This window comes from Mesorhizobium sp. M0960, assembly GCF_040319055.1.
Taxonomy (GTDB): Bacteria; Pseudomonadota; Alphaproteobacteria; order Rhizobiales; family Rhizobiaceae; genus Mesorhizobium.
This window is the reverse complement of the sequence record NZ_JAMYNN010000003.1, coordinates 1-16,013: the sequence shown is the minus strand read 5'-3', so window position 1 is coordinate 16,013 and position 16,013 is coordinate 1. Positions and strand designations below refer to the sequence as shown.

General features: G+C 63.7%; 19 protein-coding genes and 1 pseudogene. 12 read left to right on the top strand and 8 right to left on the bottom strand.

Annotated features, from left to right (window positions below; all coding sequences use genetic code 11):
• Positions 1–34 precede the first annotated feature (34 nt).
• The gene (ade, locus tag NKH63_RS08300) at positions 35–1,846 is read left to right on the top strand and encodes an adenine deaminase (RefSeq protein ID WP_031193529.1); all 1,812 of its coding nucleotides are present in this window, start codon (positions 35–37) and stop codon (positions 1,844–1,846) included.
• Positions 1,847–1,865: 19 nt separating this feature from the next.
• Here ade and NKH63_RS08295 read toward each other — a convergent pair whose 3' ends face one another.
• The 3 genes from NKH63_RS08295 to NKH63_RS08285 all read right to left on the bottom strand — a co-directional run bounded on the left by NKH63_RS08295 (position 1,866) and on the right by NKH63_RS08285 (position 5,747).
• Positions 1,866–3,029: an alpha/beta hydrolase gene (locus tag NKH63_RS08295; protein ID WP_352481137.1), complete on the bottom strand. Its 1,164-nt coding sequence runs from the start codon at positions 3,027–3,029 to the stop codon at positions 1,866–1,868.
• Between the two features lie 131 nt (positions 3,030–3,160).
• Positions 3,161–4,234 (bottom strand): alpha/beta hydrolase, encoded by a 1,074-nt coding sequence (locus NKH63_RS08290; RefSeq protein WP_352481136.1) that lies wholly within the window; start codon positions 4,232–4,234, stop codon positions 3,161–3,163.
• 103 nt (positions 4,235–4,337) lie between these two features.
• The gene (locus NKH63_RS08285) at positions 4,338–5,747 is read right to left on the bottom strand and encodes a hypothetical protein (RefSeq protein WP_352481134.1); all 1,410 of its coding nucleotides are present in this window, start codon (positions 5,745–5,747) and stop codon (positions 4,338–4,340) included.
• A 126-nt stretch (positions 5,748–5,873) separates the two neighbouring features.
• Between NKH63_RS08285 and ilvA the strand changes: the two genes are divergently transcribed.
• Complete coding sequence (gene ilvA / locus NKH63_RS08280; protein ID WP_352481133.1) at positions 5,874–7,130, top strand: threonine ammonia-lyase IlvA; 1,257 nt, start codon at positions 5,874–5,876, stop codon at positions 7,128–7,130.
• Positions 7,127–7,699 (top strand): DUF1697 domain-containing protein, encoded by a 573-nt coding sequence (locus NKH63_RS08275; RefSeq protein ID WP_023717447.1) that lies wholly within the window; start codon positions 7,127–7,129, stop codon positions 7,697–7,699. The genes ilvA and NKH63_RS08275 overlap by 4 nt, the downstream gene beginning before the upstream one ends.
• A gap of 8 nt (positions 7,700–7,707) precedes the next feature.
• On the opposite strand, the gene NKH63_RS08270 is transcribed toward NKH63_RS08275, so the two are convergent.
• Both NKH63_RS08270 and gloA read right to left on the bottom strand, forming a co-directional pair.
• Complete coding sequence (locus NKH63_RS08270; RefSeq protein ID WP_352481132.1) at positions 7,708–8,001, bottom strand: DUF2218 domain-containing protein; 294 nt, start codon at positions 7,999–8,001, stop codon at positions 7,708–7,710.
• A 77-nt stretch (positions 8,002–8,078) separates the two neighbouring features.
• On the bottom strand, positions 8,079–8,519 hold the full coding sequence (gene gloA, locus NKH63_RS08265) for a lactoylglutathione lyase (protein ID WP_352481131.1): 441 nt from the start codon (positions 8,517–8,519) through the stop codon (positions 8,079–8,081).
• Between the two features lie 216 nt (positions 8,520–8,735).
• Here gloA and NKH63_RS08260 point away from each other — a divergent pair, with 216 nt between their 5' ends.
• The 5 genes from NKH63_RS08260 to NKH63_RS08240 all read left to right on the top strand — a co-directional run bounded on the left by NKH63_RS08260 (position 8,736) and on the right by NKH63_RS08240 (position 11,776).
• Positions 8,736–9,332: a cold-shock protein gene (locus NKH63_RS08260; protein ID WP_502895906.1), complete on the top strand. Its 597-nt coding sequence runs from the start codon at positions 8,736–8,738 to the stop codon at positions 9,330–9,332.
• A gap of 19 nt (positions 9,333–9,351) precedes the next feature.
• Positions 9,352–9,915, top strand: coding sequence for a DUF192 domain-containing protein (locus tag NKH63_RS08255; RefSeq protein WP_352495841.1), 564 nt, complete (start codon positions 9,352–9,354; stop codon positions 9,913–9,915).
• A gap of 20 nt (positions 9,916–9,935) precedes the next feature.
• On the top strand, positions 9,936–10,703 hold the full coding sequence (locus NKH63_RS08250) for an alpha/beta fold hydrolase (protein ID WP_352481128.1): 768 nt from the start codon (positions 9,936–9,938) through the stop codon (positions 10,701–10,703).
• A gap of 133 nt (positions 10,704–10,836) precedes the next feature.
• A complete protein-coding gene (locus NKH63_RS08245) occupies positions 10,837–11,208 on the top strand; it encodes a hypothetical protein (protein ID WP_352481127.1) in 372 nt (123 codons plus the stop codon).
• A 67-nt stretch (positions 11,209–11,275) separates the two neighbouring features.
• Positions 11,276–11,776 (top strand): GNAT family N-acetyltransferase, encoded by a 501-nt coding sequence (locus NKH63_RS08240; protein ID WP_023717453.1) that lies wholly within the window; start codon positions 11,276–11,278, stop codon positions 11,774–11,776.
• Here the strand turns inward: NKH63_RS08240 and NKH63_RS08235 are convergent.
• The gene (locus NKH63_RS08235; protein WP_352481126.1) at positions 11,773–12,393 is read right to left on the bottom strand and encodes an HD domain-containing protein; all 621 of its coding nucleotides are present in this window, start codon (positions 12,391–12,393) and stop codon (positions 11,773–11,775) included. The two genes, NKH63_RS08240 and NKH63_RS08235, sit on opposite strands and share 4 nt — an antisense overlap.
• Positions 12,394–12,554: 161 nt before the next feature.
• Between NKH63_RS08235 and cysE the strand changes: the two genes are divergently transcribed.
• Both cysE and NKH63_RS08225 read left to right on the top strand, forming a co-directional pair.
• Entirely contained in the window at positions 12,555–13,403 is an 849-nt protein-coding gene (cysE, locus tag NKH63_RS08230) for a serine O-acetyltransferase (protein ID WP_023717455.1), read from the top strand.
• Between the two features lie 212 nt (positions 13,404–13,615).
• Positions 13,616–13,819 (top strand): DUF3126 family protein, encoded by a 204-nt coding sequence (locus tag NKH63_RS08225; protein WP_023674799.1) that lies wholly within the window; start codon positions 13,616–13,618, stop codon positions 13,817–13,819.
• Between the two features lie 223 nt (positions 13,820–14,042).
• On the opposite strand, the gene NKH63_RS08220 is transcribed toward NKH63_RS08225, so the two are convergent.
• Together NKH63_RS08220 and NKH63_RS08215 are read right to left on the bottom strand one after the other, a co-directional pair.
• Positions 14,043–14,330 (bottom strand): GIY-YIG nuclease family protein, encoded by a 288-nt coding sequence (locus NKH63_RS08220; protein WP_352481307.1) that lies wholly within the window; start codon positions 14,328–14,330, stop codon positions 14,043–14,045.
• Positions 14,331–14,562: 232 nt separating this feature from the next.
• Entirely contained in the window at positions 14,563–15,294 is a 732-nt protein-coding gene (locus NKH63_RS08215; protein WP_352481125.1) for a hypothetical protein, read from the bottom strand.
• A 116-nt stretch (positions 15,295–15,410) separates the two neighbouring features.
• On the opposite strand from NKH63_RS08215, the gene NKH63_RS08210 reads away from it, so the two are divergent.
• Both NKH63_RS08210 and NKH63_RS08205 read left to right on the top strand, forming a co-directional pair.
• On the top strand, positions 15,411–15,755 hold the full coding sequence (locus NKH63_RS08210) for a DUF6949 family protein (protein WP_352481124.1): 345 nt from the start codon (positions 15,411–15,413) through the stop codon (positions 15,753–15,755).
• A gap of 18 nt (positions 15,756–15,773) precedes the next feature.
• A pseudogene (locus NKH63_RS08205) lies at positions 15,774–16,013 on the top strand (gamma carbonic anhydrase family protein); the annotation flags it as partial.

The following is a 16,013-nucleotide window of genomic DNA, read 5'->3' as shown; positions in this document are numbered from 1 at the left end:
GGCTTGGCACAGTCGGGCAAAGAGGAGCCTGTTGATGCCGAAGACCGCCAGTGCGACGAAACCAAAACCCTGGGCCGAGATGGCGACGCATCTGGTCGATGTCGCCATGGGCCGCAAACCCGCCGATCTCGTCATCCGCAACGGGCGCTGGGTCAACGTCCATTCGGGCGAGATCATCGCCGGCACCGACATCGCCATTGCCGGCGGCCGCTTCGCCTATTGCGGGCCGAATGCCGGCCATGCCATCGGCCAGGGCACCAAGGTGGTCGATGCCGGCGGCCGCTATCTGGTGCCGGGGCTTTGCGACGCGCATATGCATGTCGAGAGCGGCATGGTGACGGTGACGGAATTCTGCCGCGCGGTGATCCCGCATGGCACCACCTCGATGTTCATCGATCCGCACGAGATCGCCAATGTGCTCGGCCTGCCGGGCGTGCGGCTGATGCATGACGAGGCGGTCGCCATGCCGGTCAACGTGCATGTGCAGATGCCGTCCTGCGTGCCGTCGGCGCCGGGGCTGGAGCATGCCGGCGCCGAGCTGACCGTCGCCGACGTTGCCGAGGCGATGACCTGGGAAAACATTATCGGGCTCGGCGAGGTGATGAATTTCCCCGGCGTCGCCGCCAATGATCCGGTGATGTCGGGCGAGATCGCCGCGACGGTGAGGGCCGGCAAGACCGTCGGCGGGCACTATGCCTCGCGCGATCTCGGCCTGCCGTTCCACGGCTATGTCGCCGGCGGCCCCGAGGACGATCACGAAGGCACGCGCGCCGAGGATGCCATCGCCCGCGTCCGCCAGGGCATGAAGGCAATGCTGCGGCTGGGCTCGGCCTGGTATGACGTCGCCTCGCAGATCAAGGCGGTGACGGAGAGCGGGCTCGACCCGCGCAACTTCATCCTGTGCACCGACGACAGCCATTCCGGTACCCTCGTGCATGAAGGCCATATGGACCGGGTCGTGCGCCACGCCATCAGCCAAGGGCTGAAGCCGGTGACGGCGATCCAGATGGCGACGCTCAACACCGCCCAGCATTTCCGGCTGGAACGCGAGATCGGCTCGATCGCACCTGGACGGCTCGCCGATCTGCTGATCGTCTCCGACCTGGCCGAAATGACCATCGACGAAGTCTATGGCCGCGGCGTCAGGCTGGCCAAGGGCGGCAAGCTCGAAGTCGACATTCCGGCCTATAATTATCCGCGGACGGCGAAGAACACCGTCAAGCTCGGCAAGAAGCTCAAAGCCGGCGATTTCGACATCGCGGCACCCAAGGGCGCCAACGAGGTGCGGGTGCGCGTCATCGGCGTCATCGAGAACCAGGCGCCGACGCGGGCGCTGGAGGCCGATCTTGCGGTGGAGGACGGGCTGGTCGCCATGGACCGCCGCAACGATGTCTGCCAGATCGCGCTGGTCGAGCGCCACAAGGGCACGGGCGGCGTCACCAACGCCTTCGTCTCCGGCTTCGGCTATATCGGCGACTGCGCCATGGCCTCCAGCGTGGCGCACGATGCCCACCACATCATCGTCGTCGGCACCAACAAGCAGGACATGGCTCTGGCCGTGAACCGGCTGGGCGAGGTCGGCGGCGGCGTCGTGCTGTTTTCCAACGGCAAGGAGCTGGCGCTGGTCGAAATGCCGATCGCCGGGCTGATGTCGAACGAGCGGGCGGAAATCGTCGCCGCCAAGGCGGACAAACTCAGCGACGCCATGCGCCAGATGGGCTGCTCACTCAACAACGCCTACATGCAGCACTCGCTGCTGGCGCTGGTCGTCATCCCCGAGCTCAGGATTTCCGACGTCGGCCTGATCGACGTGACGACGTTCCAGAAGGTTGATCTATTCGTCTGAATGCCGCCCGCGCGCCGCTTCACCCGCCGGTGGCGATGTTCAGCACCTTGAACGGCGTGGTGATGACGATCTCGGCGACCGATCCGACGGCCTTGCCGAGGCCCTGTCCGAGATTGTCGAGCTGGGCCGGCGCGGTCTCTTCGGAGGCGAGGCCGGCCGGGGCGCGCAGGCGGTCGCCGAGCAACTGCACCAGGAACGGGTTGTCGGCGAATTTGGCGTGGTTCAGCCGGTCGCCGCCCTTAGTCTTGGTCAGGTCGACCACCGAGACGCCATAGCTGGCGAGGTCGGCTGCATCGCCATAGTCGCCGACGCGCGGCTTGTCGCCGGAGATCAGGGTCGACAGCCTGAGCGCCCGGTCGTCGCCCGAAAGCAGCACGGCGAACGGCTTGTCTGGCTTGCCGTAGCGGATCATCTGCTTCTTGAACACGTCGACGTCGATGTCGGGTGAAGCCAGGATGACGTAGCCGAGCTTGCCGCCGAGGTCGCGGTCGCCGGTGATGGCAAGCTGGCGCAACGCTTCCATGGTCACCCAGGTTCCCATCGAATGGGCAATGATGTCGATGCTCTTGGCGCGGCTCTTGGCAAGCATGCGCAGCGTCGCTTCGAGATCGTCGCGCGCCGCATTGGCGCTTTCCTTGTCGTAGATGTAGCCGGTCGTCTTGCCGCTCGACGCCCACGAAAACAGCACCGGGGTGCCCGGGTATTTGGTGTCGTGCGCGATCTGCGTCAGCCGGTAGATGCCGTCGTCGAAGCCGTTGTTGAAGCCGTGCACGAAAACCAGCGCGCGGTCGCCGCGCATGGCGATGTCGGCGCCGACCGCCTTGGCGAATTGCGGCGCGCCTTCGTAGAAGGTGACGCCGGTCGCCGTGAAATCCTTCGCCGGATTGCTGTTGGCCGAGCCCTTGACCCGTTCGATGGCGCCGACCTGGTGGACCTTGGGAACGGTCACCTCGACGCTGGCAAAGCTGGTGGTCGGCGAGCGGTCTCCGTCGAACACCTGCCGGGGCTCTTTCGTCGCCTTTTGCCGGGTTGTGGCGACGAAGATCTTATGCGTCGCCGCGATATCGGCAGCAGGCACCGTGATCGTCGTCTTGTTGAGCAGATCGTGCGTGTTCTGGCCGGCGCAGCCTGCCAGCGCGAGCGCGAACGCAACGACGAGAAAGATCTTCGAAGGCACGGTCACGCGGGCTCCCGCAAAGGCGACGTCGAGCCGGAGACGTCTTGGCCTATTCGATAGAGGCAGAGGCCGGCACGGTCCAGTTCAAACTGTTCCGATGGTGCGGCATGGTCAACAATCACTGCCGCGCAATGCAGCTATTGTCCGACCGAGGCGATGCGGTCGGTCACCTCGCGGTCGCTGGCAAACCCGTCATCCTCGCGCAGCTTCTGGCCGATCAACTGCACCAATTCCGGGTTGTCGGCGAATTTGGTGTGATTGAAGCGGTCGACGCCCTTGACGCTGGAGAGATCGACGACCGACACGCCATAGCTGGCGAGGTCGGCGGCGTCCTTGTAGTCGCCGACCCGGGGCCGTGCGCCGGCGATCAGGCCGGACAGCCTGAGCGCCCGGTCATCGTCGGAGAGCAGCAGGATGAACGGCTTGTCCGGCTTGCCGTAGCGGCGCATTTGGCTCTTGAACACGTCGACGTCGATGTCGGGCGAGGCCAGCACGACGTCGCCGAGCTTGCCGCCGAGATCGCGGTCGCCGGTGATGGCGAGCTGGCGCAGCGCCTCCATGGTGACCCAGGTCCCCAGCGAATGGGCGACGATGTCGATGCGCCGCGCGCCGGTCTGCGCCAGCATTCTCAGCGTCACTTCCAGCTGGTCGCGGGCAACGCTGGCGCTTTCCTTGTCGTAGACATAGTCGGTGGTCTTGGCGCCCGACGCCCAGGAAAACAGCACCGGCGTGCCGGGATAGCCGGAATCATGGGTGATCTGGGTGACGCGATAGACCGCGGCGTCGAAGCCGGTGTTGTAGCCGTGGACGAAGACCATGACGCGGCCGCCGCGCGCCGCGATGTCGGCGCTGAGCGCACTGGAGAATTTCGGCTGGGTGTCGTAGCCGACGACCTCGGAAGCCATGAAGTATTTGGCCGGATCGTCCGACTTGCCGCGCGAGCGCCGCTCGATCTGGCCTGTCTTGTGGATGCCGGGGACGGTGACGTTGACGCGGGCATAGTTCAGCGTCGCCGAGCGCTCGCCGTCGAAGACCTTGTTGGGATCGTCGGAGCGCTTGCGCGTGGTGGCGATGAAGATCGAGTGGTTGCCGGCGATTTCCGTCACCGGCACCGCCATCATGGCGCTGCCGAGCAGTTCCTCGGTTTGGCGGCCGCCGCAGCCGGCGAGCAGCGCGGCAAGGACAATGATGCAAATCGTCTTCAAGGGCACTTAAGCAATTCCACTCCGGCCTAACCAAAGGCCCATCCACCTCCGCCGCATCTCCCGGACAGCCGAAGTGCGGCGGAAGTAAGTCGCAGGCGCCGAAATGCGCTCAGCGCCGCTCGACTGCCATCGCACTGTTGCGCGAAAGCCAGAACGGCGGCAGGAAGGCCGGAATGTTGGAAAAGGGCAGCACTTCCGGCTTCAGCCTTATGCCGAGCACGTCGGTCATGAAGGCGCGGCGCGCCTCGATGCGGTGCCAGGCTTCGGGATAGCGCGCGGCGATCTCTTCGCGCAGCGCCTCGTCAGCCAGCGCGATGCCGTCCTCGATGTTGGTGGTGAAATAATCGGTGCCGGTCGCCGGGATGATGTCGACCTGCAAGGCCATGCCCGACTTCAATCTGATGTCGGAGCCGGAAAATACCGGCGAATGCATCCATTCGTCGATATGGATGAGATGGCCGGGATTGAGGGACACGCCAAAGAACGGAGCGCCGATGCGGTCGTGCACCGCTTGCCACAACGCGCCGCCGGGAACGCCGATGCCGACCGTCTCGTACCAGTCGACGACGGCACAGAAATAGGGCGCGACCAGCTTCTCGACATAGTCCTGGATGCCCCTTGGAAGCTCGGCCGCGTCCTCGACCAGAAAACCGGCGCGGGCGTTGAGCGAGCCCTGGATGCCGTAGGCCATGGTGATGGGGTCGCCGCGCTCGATGACGTCAAGACGCGGGCTCGGCAGGCCATAGGCCGCACGCCTGCCGGCCGACAGCATCGGATGACAGCATTGCGGCAGGCCGTTGATGCCCATCAGCCGCGCCGCCTGCAATTCGGTCATGCCGGGTTCGATGCCTTGCAGGACATTGCGCAGGCCTTGCGAGGAATAGGTCGCGGCGAATTCGAATGCGGCCAGCTGGTCGGCCTCGTTGATGGCGCGCAGGCCGTCGGCAGGGTTCATCAAAAGGTTCGCCGCGTTGACGATCACGCCCCCCGTTACGGCATTCTTGTCGCCGGCAAGGCTGCGCAAGGTGTCGGCGATGAAGGACGGCAGGTCGAGCGTCGTTTCGCCAAAACCGGCATCGCCGGGGCCGAACGGCTTCCAGCCGATGGCGCCGATGCGCTGGCCGGCCTTCAGGCCGCAATCGACGAGGATGTCGGCCAGCGCTTGCGAGCGGTCGCGCGGCTGCGCCGGCAGCGAAAACGTCTGGTAGAGCACGCGCTCGTACGGCCCGTCGCAGATTTCGGCATAGCCCCAGCCCTCATTGCCGACCAGCAGTTTCGGCGACTTGCCGGGAACGATGACCAGCAGCGTCTCCTCGAAGCGCGGATCGTAGCCGCAGAGATAGGCGACATTGGCCGCATGTTCGCGGTCGCCATAGACGACCAATGCATCGAACCCGCCGCGCGCGACCAGTGCCGCGATGCGGGCCTCATAGGTGGCGCGCGTAACCAGCGGCATCACCGTCGGCTCGCCGAACTCCGGCAGCGACACGGTTTTCCGGGCCACCGATGCGACAGGCATGAACAGACGCTCCTAACGGCCAACGAGGTTTTGGGAACACCCTTTCGGGTGGCCGGACAATGGCTTCGCGAGGCCGGATATGCAATAGCGGGACCGAATTCGGCTAGCCTGTGGGGTGCTCTTGCCATGACCAGTTTCTCCTCTCGCGTCGCTGCCGCCGCTGCCGCGATCCGCGAGATCTTTCCGGAAACGCCGCTGCAGGAAAACGACTACCTGTCGAAGAAGACCGGCGCGCGGGTGCTGCTGAAGCGCGAGGACCTGACGCCGGTGCGCTCCTACAAGATCCGCGGCGCCTTCAACTTCTTCCGCAAGTCGCTCGCCGCCGGCAACAATGCCGAGCTGTTTGTCTGCGCTTCGGCCGGCAATCATGCGCAGGGCTTTGCCTTCGTCTGCCGTCATTTCGGCAAAAAGGGCGTCGTCTTCATGCCGGTGACGACGCCGCAGCAGAAGATCGACAAGACGCGGCTGTTCGGCGGCGAATTCGTCGAGATCAGGCTGGTCGGCGATTTCTTCGACGACTGCTATCGCGCCGCACTCGAATTCACCGAAACTGCCGGCGCACACATGGTGCCGCCTTTCGACCACAAGGACATCATCGAAGGGCAAGCGACCGTCGCCTATGAGATATCAGGCCAGATGCCCGGCGCACGCATGGCTGATATCGTCATGCTGCCGGTCGGCGGCGGTGGCCTGGCCGCCGGCGTCACCCATTATTTCGCCGACCAGCAGCGTGAAACACGCTTCGTCTTTTGCGAGCCGGCAGGCGCCCCGAGCCTGAGCGAGAGCCTCGCCGCCGGAAAGCGGGTAAAGCTCGCCAAGGTCGACAATTTCGTCGACGGCGCGGCGGTGGCCGAGATCGGCCGCGAGCCGCTGCGCCACCTCAGGGAGTTTGCCGCCGACGCAGTGCGGCTGATTCCGGAAAATCGGCTCTGCGCGACCATGATCGAAATGCTCAATGTCGAAGGCGTCGTGCTGGAGCCGGCCGGCGCGCTGGCGATCGACGCGCTGAAAGATTTTCCCAAAAAGGAAATCAGGGGCAAGACCATCGTTGCCGTGGTGTCCGGCGGCAATTTCGATTTCGAGCGGCTGCCGGATGTGAAGGAACGGGCGCTGCGCTTCGAGGGCTTGAAGAAATACTTCATCATCCGTTTTCCGCAGCGGCCCGGCGCGTTGCGCGATTTCCTCGAATTGCTTGGCCCCGACGACGACATCGCCCGCTTCGAATATCTGAAGAAATCGGCGCGCAATTTCGGTTCGGTTCTGATCGGCATCGAAACCAAGGACCGCCGCAATTTCGACCTGCTAAAGGCGAATTTCGACGCCGAGAGCGTCCACTATCAGGACATTACCGACAACGAGACGCTCGCCGGGTTCATCATATGAGCAGCAACGATCTTCCGAGCGCTCAGGGAAAGGTTTTTGTCGCGCTGTTTTCCGGCATCAACGTCGGCGGCAATCGCATCGTCAAAATGGCAGAACTCAGGTCATTCTTCGAGGAACTCGGTTTCTCAGATATCGCCACCTATGTGCAGAGCGGCAACGCCGTCTTCCGGTCGCCAGATGGCGATGCGGCGATGCTGACCAGGCGGTTGGAAGCGGAATTCGAAAAGAAATGGAGATTCCACTCGCGCATCATGGTGCGCGATCTCGGCTGGCTCGAGCGGCTGGCGGCGGAAAATCCCTATCCGGAAGTCGCGGGCGAGCCGACCAAGCTGCACGCCTATGCGCTGGAGCGCCAGCCGACCGCCGACGAGTTCGCCCGGCTGGCGGAAAAATGCACTGGGCCCGAACGCTTCGAGATCAAGGGCGACGTGCTTTACCTGCATGCGCCCGACGGGCTCGGCAAATCGGTCTTTGCCAATCTCATCCCGCGCGTTCTGAAGGTGCCCGGCACGGCGCGCAATTGGCGCACCGTGCTGATGCTGCTGGAGATGGCCAAGGCCGGCGGTTGATAGGTCGTCTACGCGGCCGGAGCGCGTTTCCAGTCGAATGCCAGCTCTTCGCGGAAGGCGAAGCGCTTGATGTGGTCGGCGACGACCGTTTCCAGGCGCTCGAGCGAGGCGGCCTCGTCGGTCGTCACCGCAATATGCAGCGCCGTCGGGTCGGCATCGAGAATAGTGCGGCCGAGCGTCAGATCGATGCTGCCGTGGTTCGGGTCGAATTCGACCGGGAATTTGTGCGCCCAATGTTTGCACAGCTGCTGCAGATAGCGGCTGGCATGTTCGGTGGCGACGTCGACATGGCTGGTCGGCATGAATGAATTCTCCTTGGGAATGCGGACGCGAAACCGAACCAGGGCCAGGCGACGTCCGCTCAAGATGGCGTGATCGGTTACCAGCTTCCGGTGTTCGGCATCGACGCCCAGGGCTCGGCCTTCGGCTTTGCCGGGCCTTTCTGCAACAGCTCGATCGAGATGCCGTCCGGCGATTTGACGAACGCCATGTTGCCGTCGCGCGGCGGCCGGTTGATGGTGACGCCATTGTCCATCAGCCGCTGGCAGGTGGCGTAGATGTCGTCGACCTCATAGGCGAGATGGCCGAAATTGCGGCCGCCCTTGTAGTCTTCCGGATCCCAATTGTAGGTCAGCTCGACCAGCGGCGCTTTCTCGCTGATGCCGCTTTGCTCGTCTTGGGGCGCGGCGAGGAAGATCAGCGTGTAGCGGCCCTGCTCGCTTTCGTGGCGGCGCACTTCCTTCAGGCCAAGCTTGTTGCAGTAGAAATCGAGCGAAGCATCGATGTCGGCGACGCGGACCATGGTATGCAGATAGCGCATGGATTTCCTCCGTATGTTGCGTTGCGGCGCAACATAGGGGCGGCCCGGCCAAAGGGCAATTGGCCACGCTTGCCGGCGCCGGCAAACGACAAATCCGCTATTCCTGTATGGAACCGTGAAAAAAGGCACGTCAGGTCTTGCACACACCGGAAGCCGCGGTGTTAATCTGGCGTCAAGAATCAGTTGCGGTGTTTCTTGAAAAAAGGGGGCGTTCTTATGGGGGAAAAGGCCTCTTTCATGGGGCGGGACGGGGCCGGTAGCGATGCGTTGAAGCGGGATGAGAGCGCCGATACGGCCGATCTCGTCGAAATCGCCGGCGCCATCAAATGGTTCGACGTGGCCAAGGGCTACGGTTTCATCCTTCCCGATGATGGTTCTTCGGGCGACATCCTCCTCCATGTGACATGCCTTCGAAAGGACGGTTTTCAGACCGCCCTGGAAGGCGCCCGCGTTGTCTGCCTGGTCAAGCAGGGCGAGCGCGGGCTGCAGGCTTTCCGCGTGCTCTCGATGGATGTCACCACGGCGGTGCATCCGGCAGAGCTGCAGGAGCAGCGCACCCATGTCGCGGTGACGCCGGAAAGCGGCCTCGAACGGGCGCTGGTGAAATGGTTCAACCGCACCAAGGGGTTCGGCTTTCTGACCCGGGGCGAGGGCACCGAGGACATTTTCGTCCACATGGAGACGCTGCGCCGCTACGGCATCACCGAACTCCGTCCGGGCCAAGTGGTGCTGGTCCGCTTCGGACGCGGCGACAAAGGCCTTATGGCTGCCGAAATTCACCCCGATATGGGTACCTTGCCGGTCTCGCATTAGTTCCGGCCGAGGATTTCATATGGCTCACAGGAACCGGCTGACGGCGGGCGCGCTCTGCGCCGGGATTTTCCTCATCGTCGCCACAAGCGCCTTCTTCTATTTTCAGCAACCGAGTTCGGCCGACGGCAAGGCGATGATCCTTCCGGTCGACCCGGCGCCGCTGGTCGCGGTGACGAAGGCCGGCGAGCGTTCTTTTTCCGTCGAAATCGCCGACACGCCCGCCGAGCGCGAGGCCGGCCTGATGTTCCGCCGCCACATGGCCGACAATCACGGCATGCTGTTCGTCTTCGGTGCGCCGCAGGATGTGAGTTTCTGGATGAAGAACACGCCGCTGCGGCTCGACCTGATCTTCGTCGGCCAGGACGGCCGGATCCGGGCGATCAAGCAAGGCGAGCCGCAGTCGGAGGCGATCATCTCGCCGGACGAACCGGTGCGCTTCGTGCTCGAGCTCAAGGCAGGAACCGCCGCCAAAAAGGGCATCAAGGACGGCGACCTGCTGCGCCATCCGGCCATCGGCACGGCGGCGGGGCCAGCCATGCCGCCGCCCGACAAGGGCGATGCGCCGAATGTCGATTCCGACTGAACGGGCAGGATCTTCGGCCGATGCAGTTCTTCTCCCATGACGGTTTCGAGCTTGCTTTCCTTGACCGCCAGCCAGCATCGGGGCAGGGCGATCCGGTGCTGATGATCCACGGCTTTGCGTCGAGCCACTACGTCAACTGGGTGTCGCCCGGCTGGTTCAAGACGCTGAACGATGCCGGCTACCGTGCGATCGCCTTCGACAATCGCGGCCATGGCTCGTCGTCGAAAAGCTATGACGAAGCAGACTACACGCCGGCAAAAATGGCGTCCGACGCGGCAGCGCTTTTGAACCATCTCGGCATCGAACGCGCCCATGTCATGGGTTATTCGATGGGCGCGCGCATATCGGCCTTCCTGGCGCTCTCCGAGCCGGACAAGGTGGCGACGCTGGTCTTCGGCGGTCTCGGCATCGGCATGGTCGACGGCGTCGGCGACTGGGATCCGATAGCCGACGCCCTCTTGGCCGAGGATCCCGCAGGCACCAGCGACCCGCGCGGCCGCTCGTTCCGCGCCTTCGCCGACCAGACCCGCAGCGATCGCCGGGCGCTCGCCGCCTGCATCGCCACGTCGCGCGAATTGCTGAGCGAGGCCGACATTGCCCGCATTGCCCAGCCGACCTTGATTGCGGTGGGAACCAAGGACGACATCGGCGGCTCGCCGGATGAACTCGCTGCCTTGATGCCGAACGCCAGGGCATTTCATATCGAAGGCCGCGACCACATGCTGGCGGTCGGCGACAAATCCTTCAAGCAGCGTGTGCTGGAGTTTTATGGGGAGCATCCGCTTTGATGGACGGCTCCCAAAGCGGCCATAGGGCCTGAAGCTGGGTTCTTAGCGGTTTTGCAACGATACAGCAGTAAATAAGCGCGACTTGTGGATCGGTTCAAACCCGCCACGCGCTGAACGAGGGCAGGGGGGTACGATGGCACAATGGGGAAGAAGCGACGCCGCTTTGCCGGGCGTCGTTGCGAAAAGCAGGTTCGGCGAATGGTCCGTTGTTCTAGCGGTGGCCGCATTGGCGACAGGGACGATTGCGATCACCGCGTTGATAGCAATGCCGAGCGACGCCTCCCCACTGCTCCAGAACAGTGCGACGGGCTTCTTCGCTGCGGTATTTTTTATGGCCGGCCCTTTGGCACATCTTATCGGCGTGGTCTTCGGCTTGATGGCCGTGGGGCGCCCAGACGACAATCGTGTGCTCGGCCTGGCTGGCATCGTGGTCAATGGCGCGTCGCTTGCGGCCGGGGGGTTCATGCTGTGGGCAATGGCATCGACTTTTGGCGCATTCACCTGATCTCGACAAGCCTCCGGCAGGCAAGCGACCGACGCGACCCCTCAGCTTCAAATCTGCGCGAGTTGCCATGGTCGATCTTGTCGTCACCTATCTGGAGATGACCGAGCCGCCGTCCGGCGGCGGCTTTGCCGCACCCGCACCGGGCGCGGCGGTGATGCGCGAAACGCTTGGCGTCGCTGATTACATCAGCCTCTACCGCGCCGTTGGCGAACCTGTGCAATGGGATCAGCGGCTGCGCATGCCCTTGGGCGACCTTGAGCGCCTTCTCGCCAGCCCGTCGACGCATATCCATGTCCTGCGCGTCGACGGCGAAGCAGCCGGCCTATGCGAATTCACGGGCGTCGGCGAGCCGGTTGTCGAATTGGCCCATTTCGGGGTCGTTCCGGCTCTTCAGGGCCGCAAGCTTGGGCCATACCTGCTCGACCGGGCGCTGCGCGCCGTCTGGTCGCATGAACCTGAAAGGGTCTGGCTGCACACCGACACTCACGATCATCCGGGCGCGCGATCTGTCTACGGGCGAGCCGGTTTCAAGGCCTATGCGCAGCGCATGGAGACGTTTCCGGATTAGGATTTGTCTGGGCTGAGGTTATCGCCAAGCGCCCTGAGCGAGCGCGCCATGTTTTGCCGGGCCTGGGTTTCGAAGCGCCGGCGGAATTCCTCGCTATGGAAGATATGCGGACGCGCGAGGAAGCCCTTTAGGACAGCGGCACGGCCGGCCCGCCACATCGGCTCATCGACCCACTGATATTCGCGGCGAACCGCCTGTTCGTAAGCGTCGAACACGTCAGGCGCGGCACCCAGGATCGCCAGGTCCATGTCGAGGAACAGCGCCGCGTCACGAACGGAATGCTGGTCGCCAAGGGGCGGCAATTCGTGGCTGGCGGTGGCAGTGATCATCGCTGCGATGCGACTGATGCGTTGTGCATCGGCGCGGCCGGCGAGCTTTGTCTCGGCAAGTGCCGCACTCCTCGGCTCATTGTCCTTGGCGCGGCTGTCGTAGATCGCGTCGTGGAACCAGATCGCCGCTTCGACTGCTTCAGGATCATGCAGCAATGCCTTGTAATCGTTGGCTAGCGCCAGCATCGCCTCGATGTGGCCAAGGTCGTGGTAGTGGCGATCCGCGGCGTCATACAGCGCGGAAAGCTCGCGCTTCAGCGTCTCGTCCATCAAGGTTGCGTTTTCCATGGCTGCTTGAAATTCCGCCAACCAAATCCATTTGACGAAGCACTAAGGAAAATTGAGTTCACCCGTGCTATGATCTGGCTTATAGGTGCGGCCGGAGAATAGGCAAGCCGCCAAGCCGAGACATTGGATGGCCTGAGACATTGGATGGCCGGAGACATCAGATGAACAGCGTTACGATTTCCCGTCCCACCAGGGTGCAGCCGGTAGATCCGATCTGGCGTTCGATCCGCGATGAAGCAATGGAAGCGGTCAACCGCGATCCGCTGCTGGCGGCGTTCCTCTATTCGACCATCCTCAATCAGGAAAACCTGGAAGAAGCGGTTATCCACCGGCTGGCCGAGCGCCTCGCCCACCAGGACATCGGCTCCGACCTCATCCGCCAGACATTCAAGGCGATGGCGGCCGACGACAAGGACTGGTCGACGACGGTGCGCGTCGACATCCAGGCCTATTACGACCGCGATCCGGCCTGCGACCGCTTCATCATGCCGGTGCTCTACTTCAAGGGTTTTCATGCCATCCAGACGCACCGGCTGGCGCATTGGCTGTGGAACCAGGGCCGCCAGGATTTCGCGCTGTATTTGCAGAGCCGATCGTCCTCGGTGTTCCAGACCGACATCAATCCGGCCGCCCGCATCGGCAAGGGCATCTTCCTCGACCACGCCACCGGCCTCGTCGTCGGCCAGACAGCGGTGATCGAGGACGACGTGTCGATCCTGCACGGCGTCACGCTGGGCGGCACCGGCAAGGCCGGTGGCGACCGCCATCCCAAGATCCGCTACGGCGTGCTGATCGGCGCCGGCGCCAAGATCCTCGGCAACATCGAGATCGGCCATTGCTCGAAGATCGCGGCCGGCTCGGTGGTGCTGTCGCCGGTGCCGCACAACAAGACGGTTGCCGGCGTGCCGGCCCGCGTCGTCGGCGAGACCGGCTGTGACCAGCCTTCGCGGCAGATGGACCAGCTGTTGCCGTCGCAGACGATGGACCACGTCGTCAGCTTCGACATCTGAGTGCTCGGGCAGGGGCTGAATTCCTGCCCCCTATGCCGGCTTGCCTTTACATGGCCATTGTCGACGTGCCAGAAGCGCGCTCACCAATGCATGTCGCCCAAAAGTGCCCAGCGGTTTTGGGATAGCGACATGCATGAAGCAAGATTTAAAGCGCGTCGCATCGATCTCTTCAGACGCGACGCACTTGAGCAAGCGACGATCGGAGAAGACTGTTGAAGCCGGACGAAATCAGAAAGCTGGACGCCTATTTCAAGCGCACCTTCCAGAACCCCAAACTCGAAGTGAAGGCGCGGCCGCGCAAGGAAGATTCGGCCGAGGTCTATGTCGGCGACGAGTTCCTCGGCATCGTCTTCAAGGACGAGGACGACGGCGACTATAATTTCTCGATGGCGATCCTCGACATCGATCTGGCCTGAGCCGCGAGTTTGGTGCTGGCCGGACCTGCTTGTTGCAGGCGGGACCGCCTGATGGCGGAGCGCAGACGTCGGAGACTGGCTGGAGCATCCCTCCCTTCGTCATCCCAGGGCGGAGCAAGGAGCGAAGCGACGCGGCGCAGACCCTGGGATCCACGCCGTTACCTCGCGGCAGTGCTCCACTCTGACCAGAATCGAATGCTTCTTGGCACCGGCTGGGCGTCCTCTACCAACCAGTCCCGCGAAACAGTTCGAACCACTCTGGATTGGTCTTCTCGATCAGCTCGATCTTCCACCGGCGTGGCCAGCGCTTCAGCGACTTCTCGCGCTGGATGGCGTCGCGAATGTCGAAATGTTCCTCGTACCAGACCAGACGCTGTACGCCGTAGCGGCTGGTGAAGCGCGAGCCTTCGCCAGATTTGTGCTCCGGCATGCGGCGGCCGAGGTCGTTGGTGACACCGATGTAGATCGTGCCGCGCTTCTGGCTTGCAGTCATGTAGGCGTAGCCGGTCATGGTTGAAGGGTAGCTGGCGCCGGTGCCGACGCAAGTGCAGTTCTGAACCGCTGCATTCTTCGACTGAGGTAACGGCATGGATCCCAGGGTCTCCGCGACGTCGCTTCGCTCCTGCTCCGCCCTAGGATGACGAAGGCGTGGTGGGCAGCTAATCCCAAACCCTGGAGATTGGTAGCGCGATTGGCCGGGGCTCCAGCCCTCAGCCCTTCAGGGTCGGTCAAAGGATCAAGCCCTACCGCCCGGTCTTCAGCATACGTGCCGCCTCGCCAGAAATCGCTGCTTCGAGCGCCTGCCAGTCGCCCAGGAATTCCCGGGGGAAGCGGTAGGTGAGGCTGAGATCGTCGCCGACCAGGATGTCGCGTTCGCAGGGCGCCAGCGACTCGTCCGCGCTCGGGCCGCTCAGGCAGCGGGCAACGAACGGATCCTTGCCGGGGCGGTTTGCGACCGCCAGCACTTCGTTGAGATAGCCTGATTTTTCGCTGAAAGCGTAAAGTGTGGTGCCGCCAGGGCCGGGCGTACCCGGCTTGGCGATCAGCGCGCTGTAGATCGGCGCAAAGCGGCCGCTCATGTCGCGCGACATCATCTGCGGCTCGAACGACAGGAAAATGATGTCCTTGCTGGGTCCGGTGTGGTTGAAGTCGTTGCGGGCAACCTCGCTGTAGCCGTCCAGCTCGGGATAGCGCAAATAGAGGTCGAGCCGCGAGGCGATGCCGTCGCGCCGGGCCTGGGCAAAGCGAATGACATTGGCCGGCACGGCGATGATGTTGTTGCCGATGACGACCTTGTGGACCGTGGTGTCGTCGGTGTACCCGGCCATGGCGATCGAGCGGCCGAACCATTTGCCGCCAAGGCTGATCGCCACCGAAAGCAGCGCCAGCGTCGCGAACGCATAAAACACCCGCTTCATCAGCGTCGAATCGACGACGCTGAGTTGCGGGCCCTCTGTGGCGGCTGCCTGCTTCATCGCGATCCTCGTTGCCGTCCCATCGGTGTGCCTGAACGGCACACTCGGCGCGGCACGGCTCTTGCTACGCAGCTTTGCAGGCGACTGTGCGATTTCATGGTAAACGGAGGGTAAAGATGAGCCCGGTCGAACAAATCATATTCAGTTTTATGGCTGGGCTGACGGCTTGCGGCCTGGCCGGATCGGCGATGGAACTGGTCGCCGGCCGCAAGCTTGCCTTCGTCCAGCCCTATGTATCGTCGAAGCACATGCTGCGCTCGCTCGCCGCGACGGCTTGCGCCGGGCCGCTGATGTTCGTCAACGAGGCGCTGGACGCCTGGCGCGAGCGTCGCATCTCGGTGCTGGGGCTGATCTCCTGCGGCTGTACGGCGACCGTCTGGGCGCTGGCGCTGGGCATGGTGGTGATCGCCATTGCGTCGTGGGCGGCTTCGCTTCTAGGGTCTGGCACCTTGTCGGTGTGAGACAATCTGGAGACAGCGATGCCGATCTACGCGATTGACGGAAAAGCGCCCACCTTCGAGGACGCCGACAGCAACTGGATCGCGCCCGACGCCACGCTGATCGGCAATATCAGGATCGGCCGCAACGCCGGCTTCTGGTTCGGCGGTGGAGCCCCCCCCGGCCGCCACCCCCGACGGAGACGGGGCCGCCCCAACCCACCCGTCCGGTCCAAAAAAGACCCCCCACCCCCCGTTTACGGAAACCAAGGGCCCACCGTG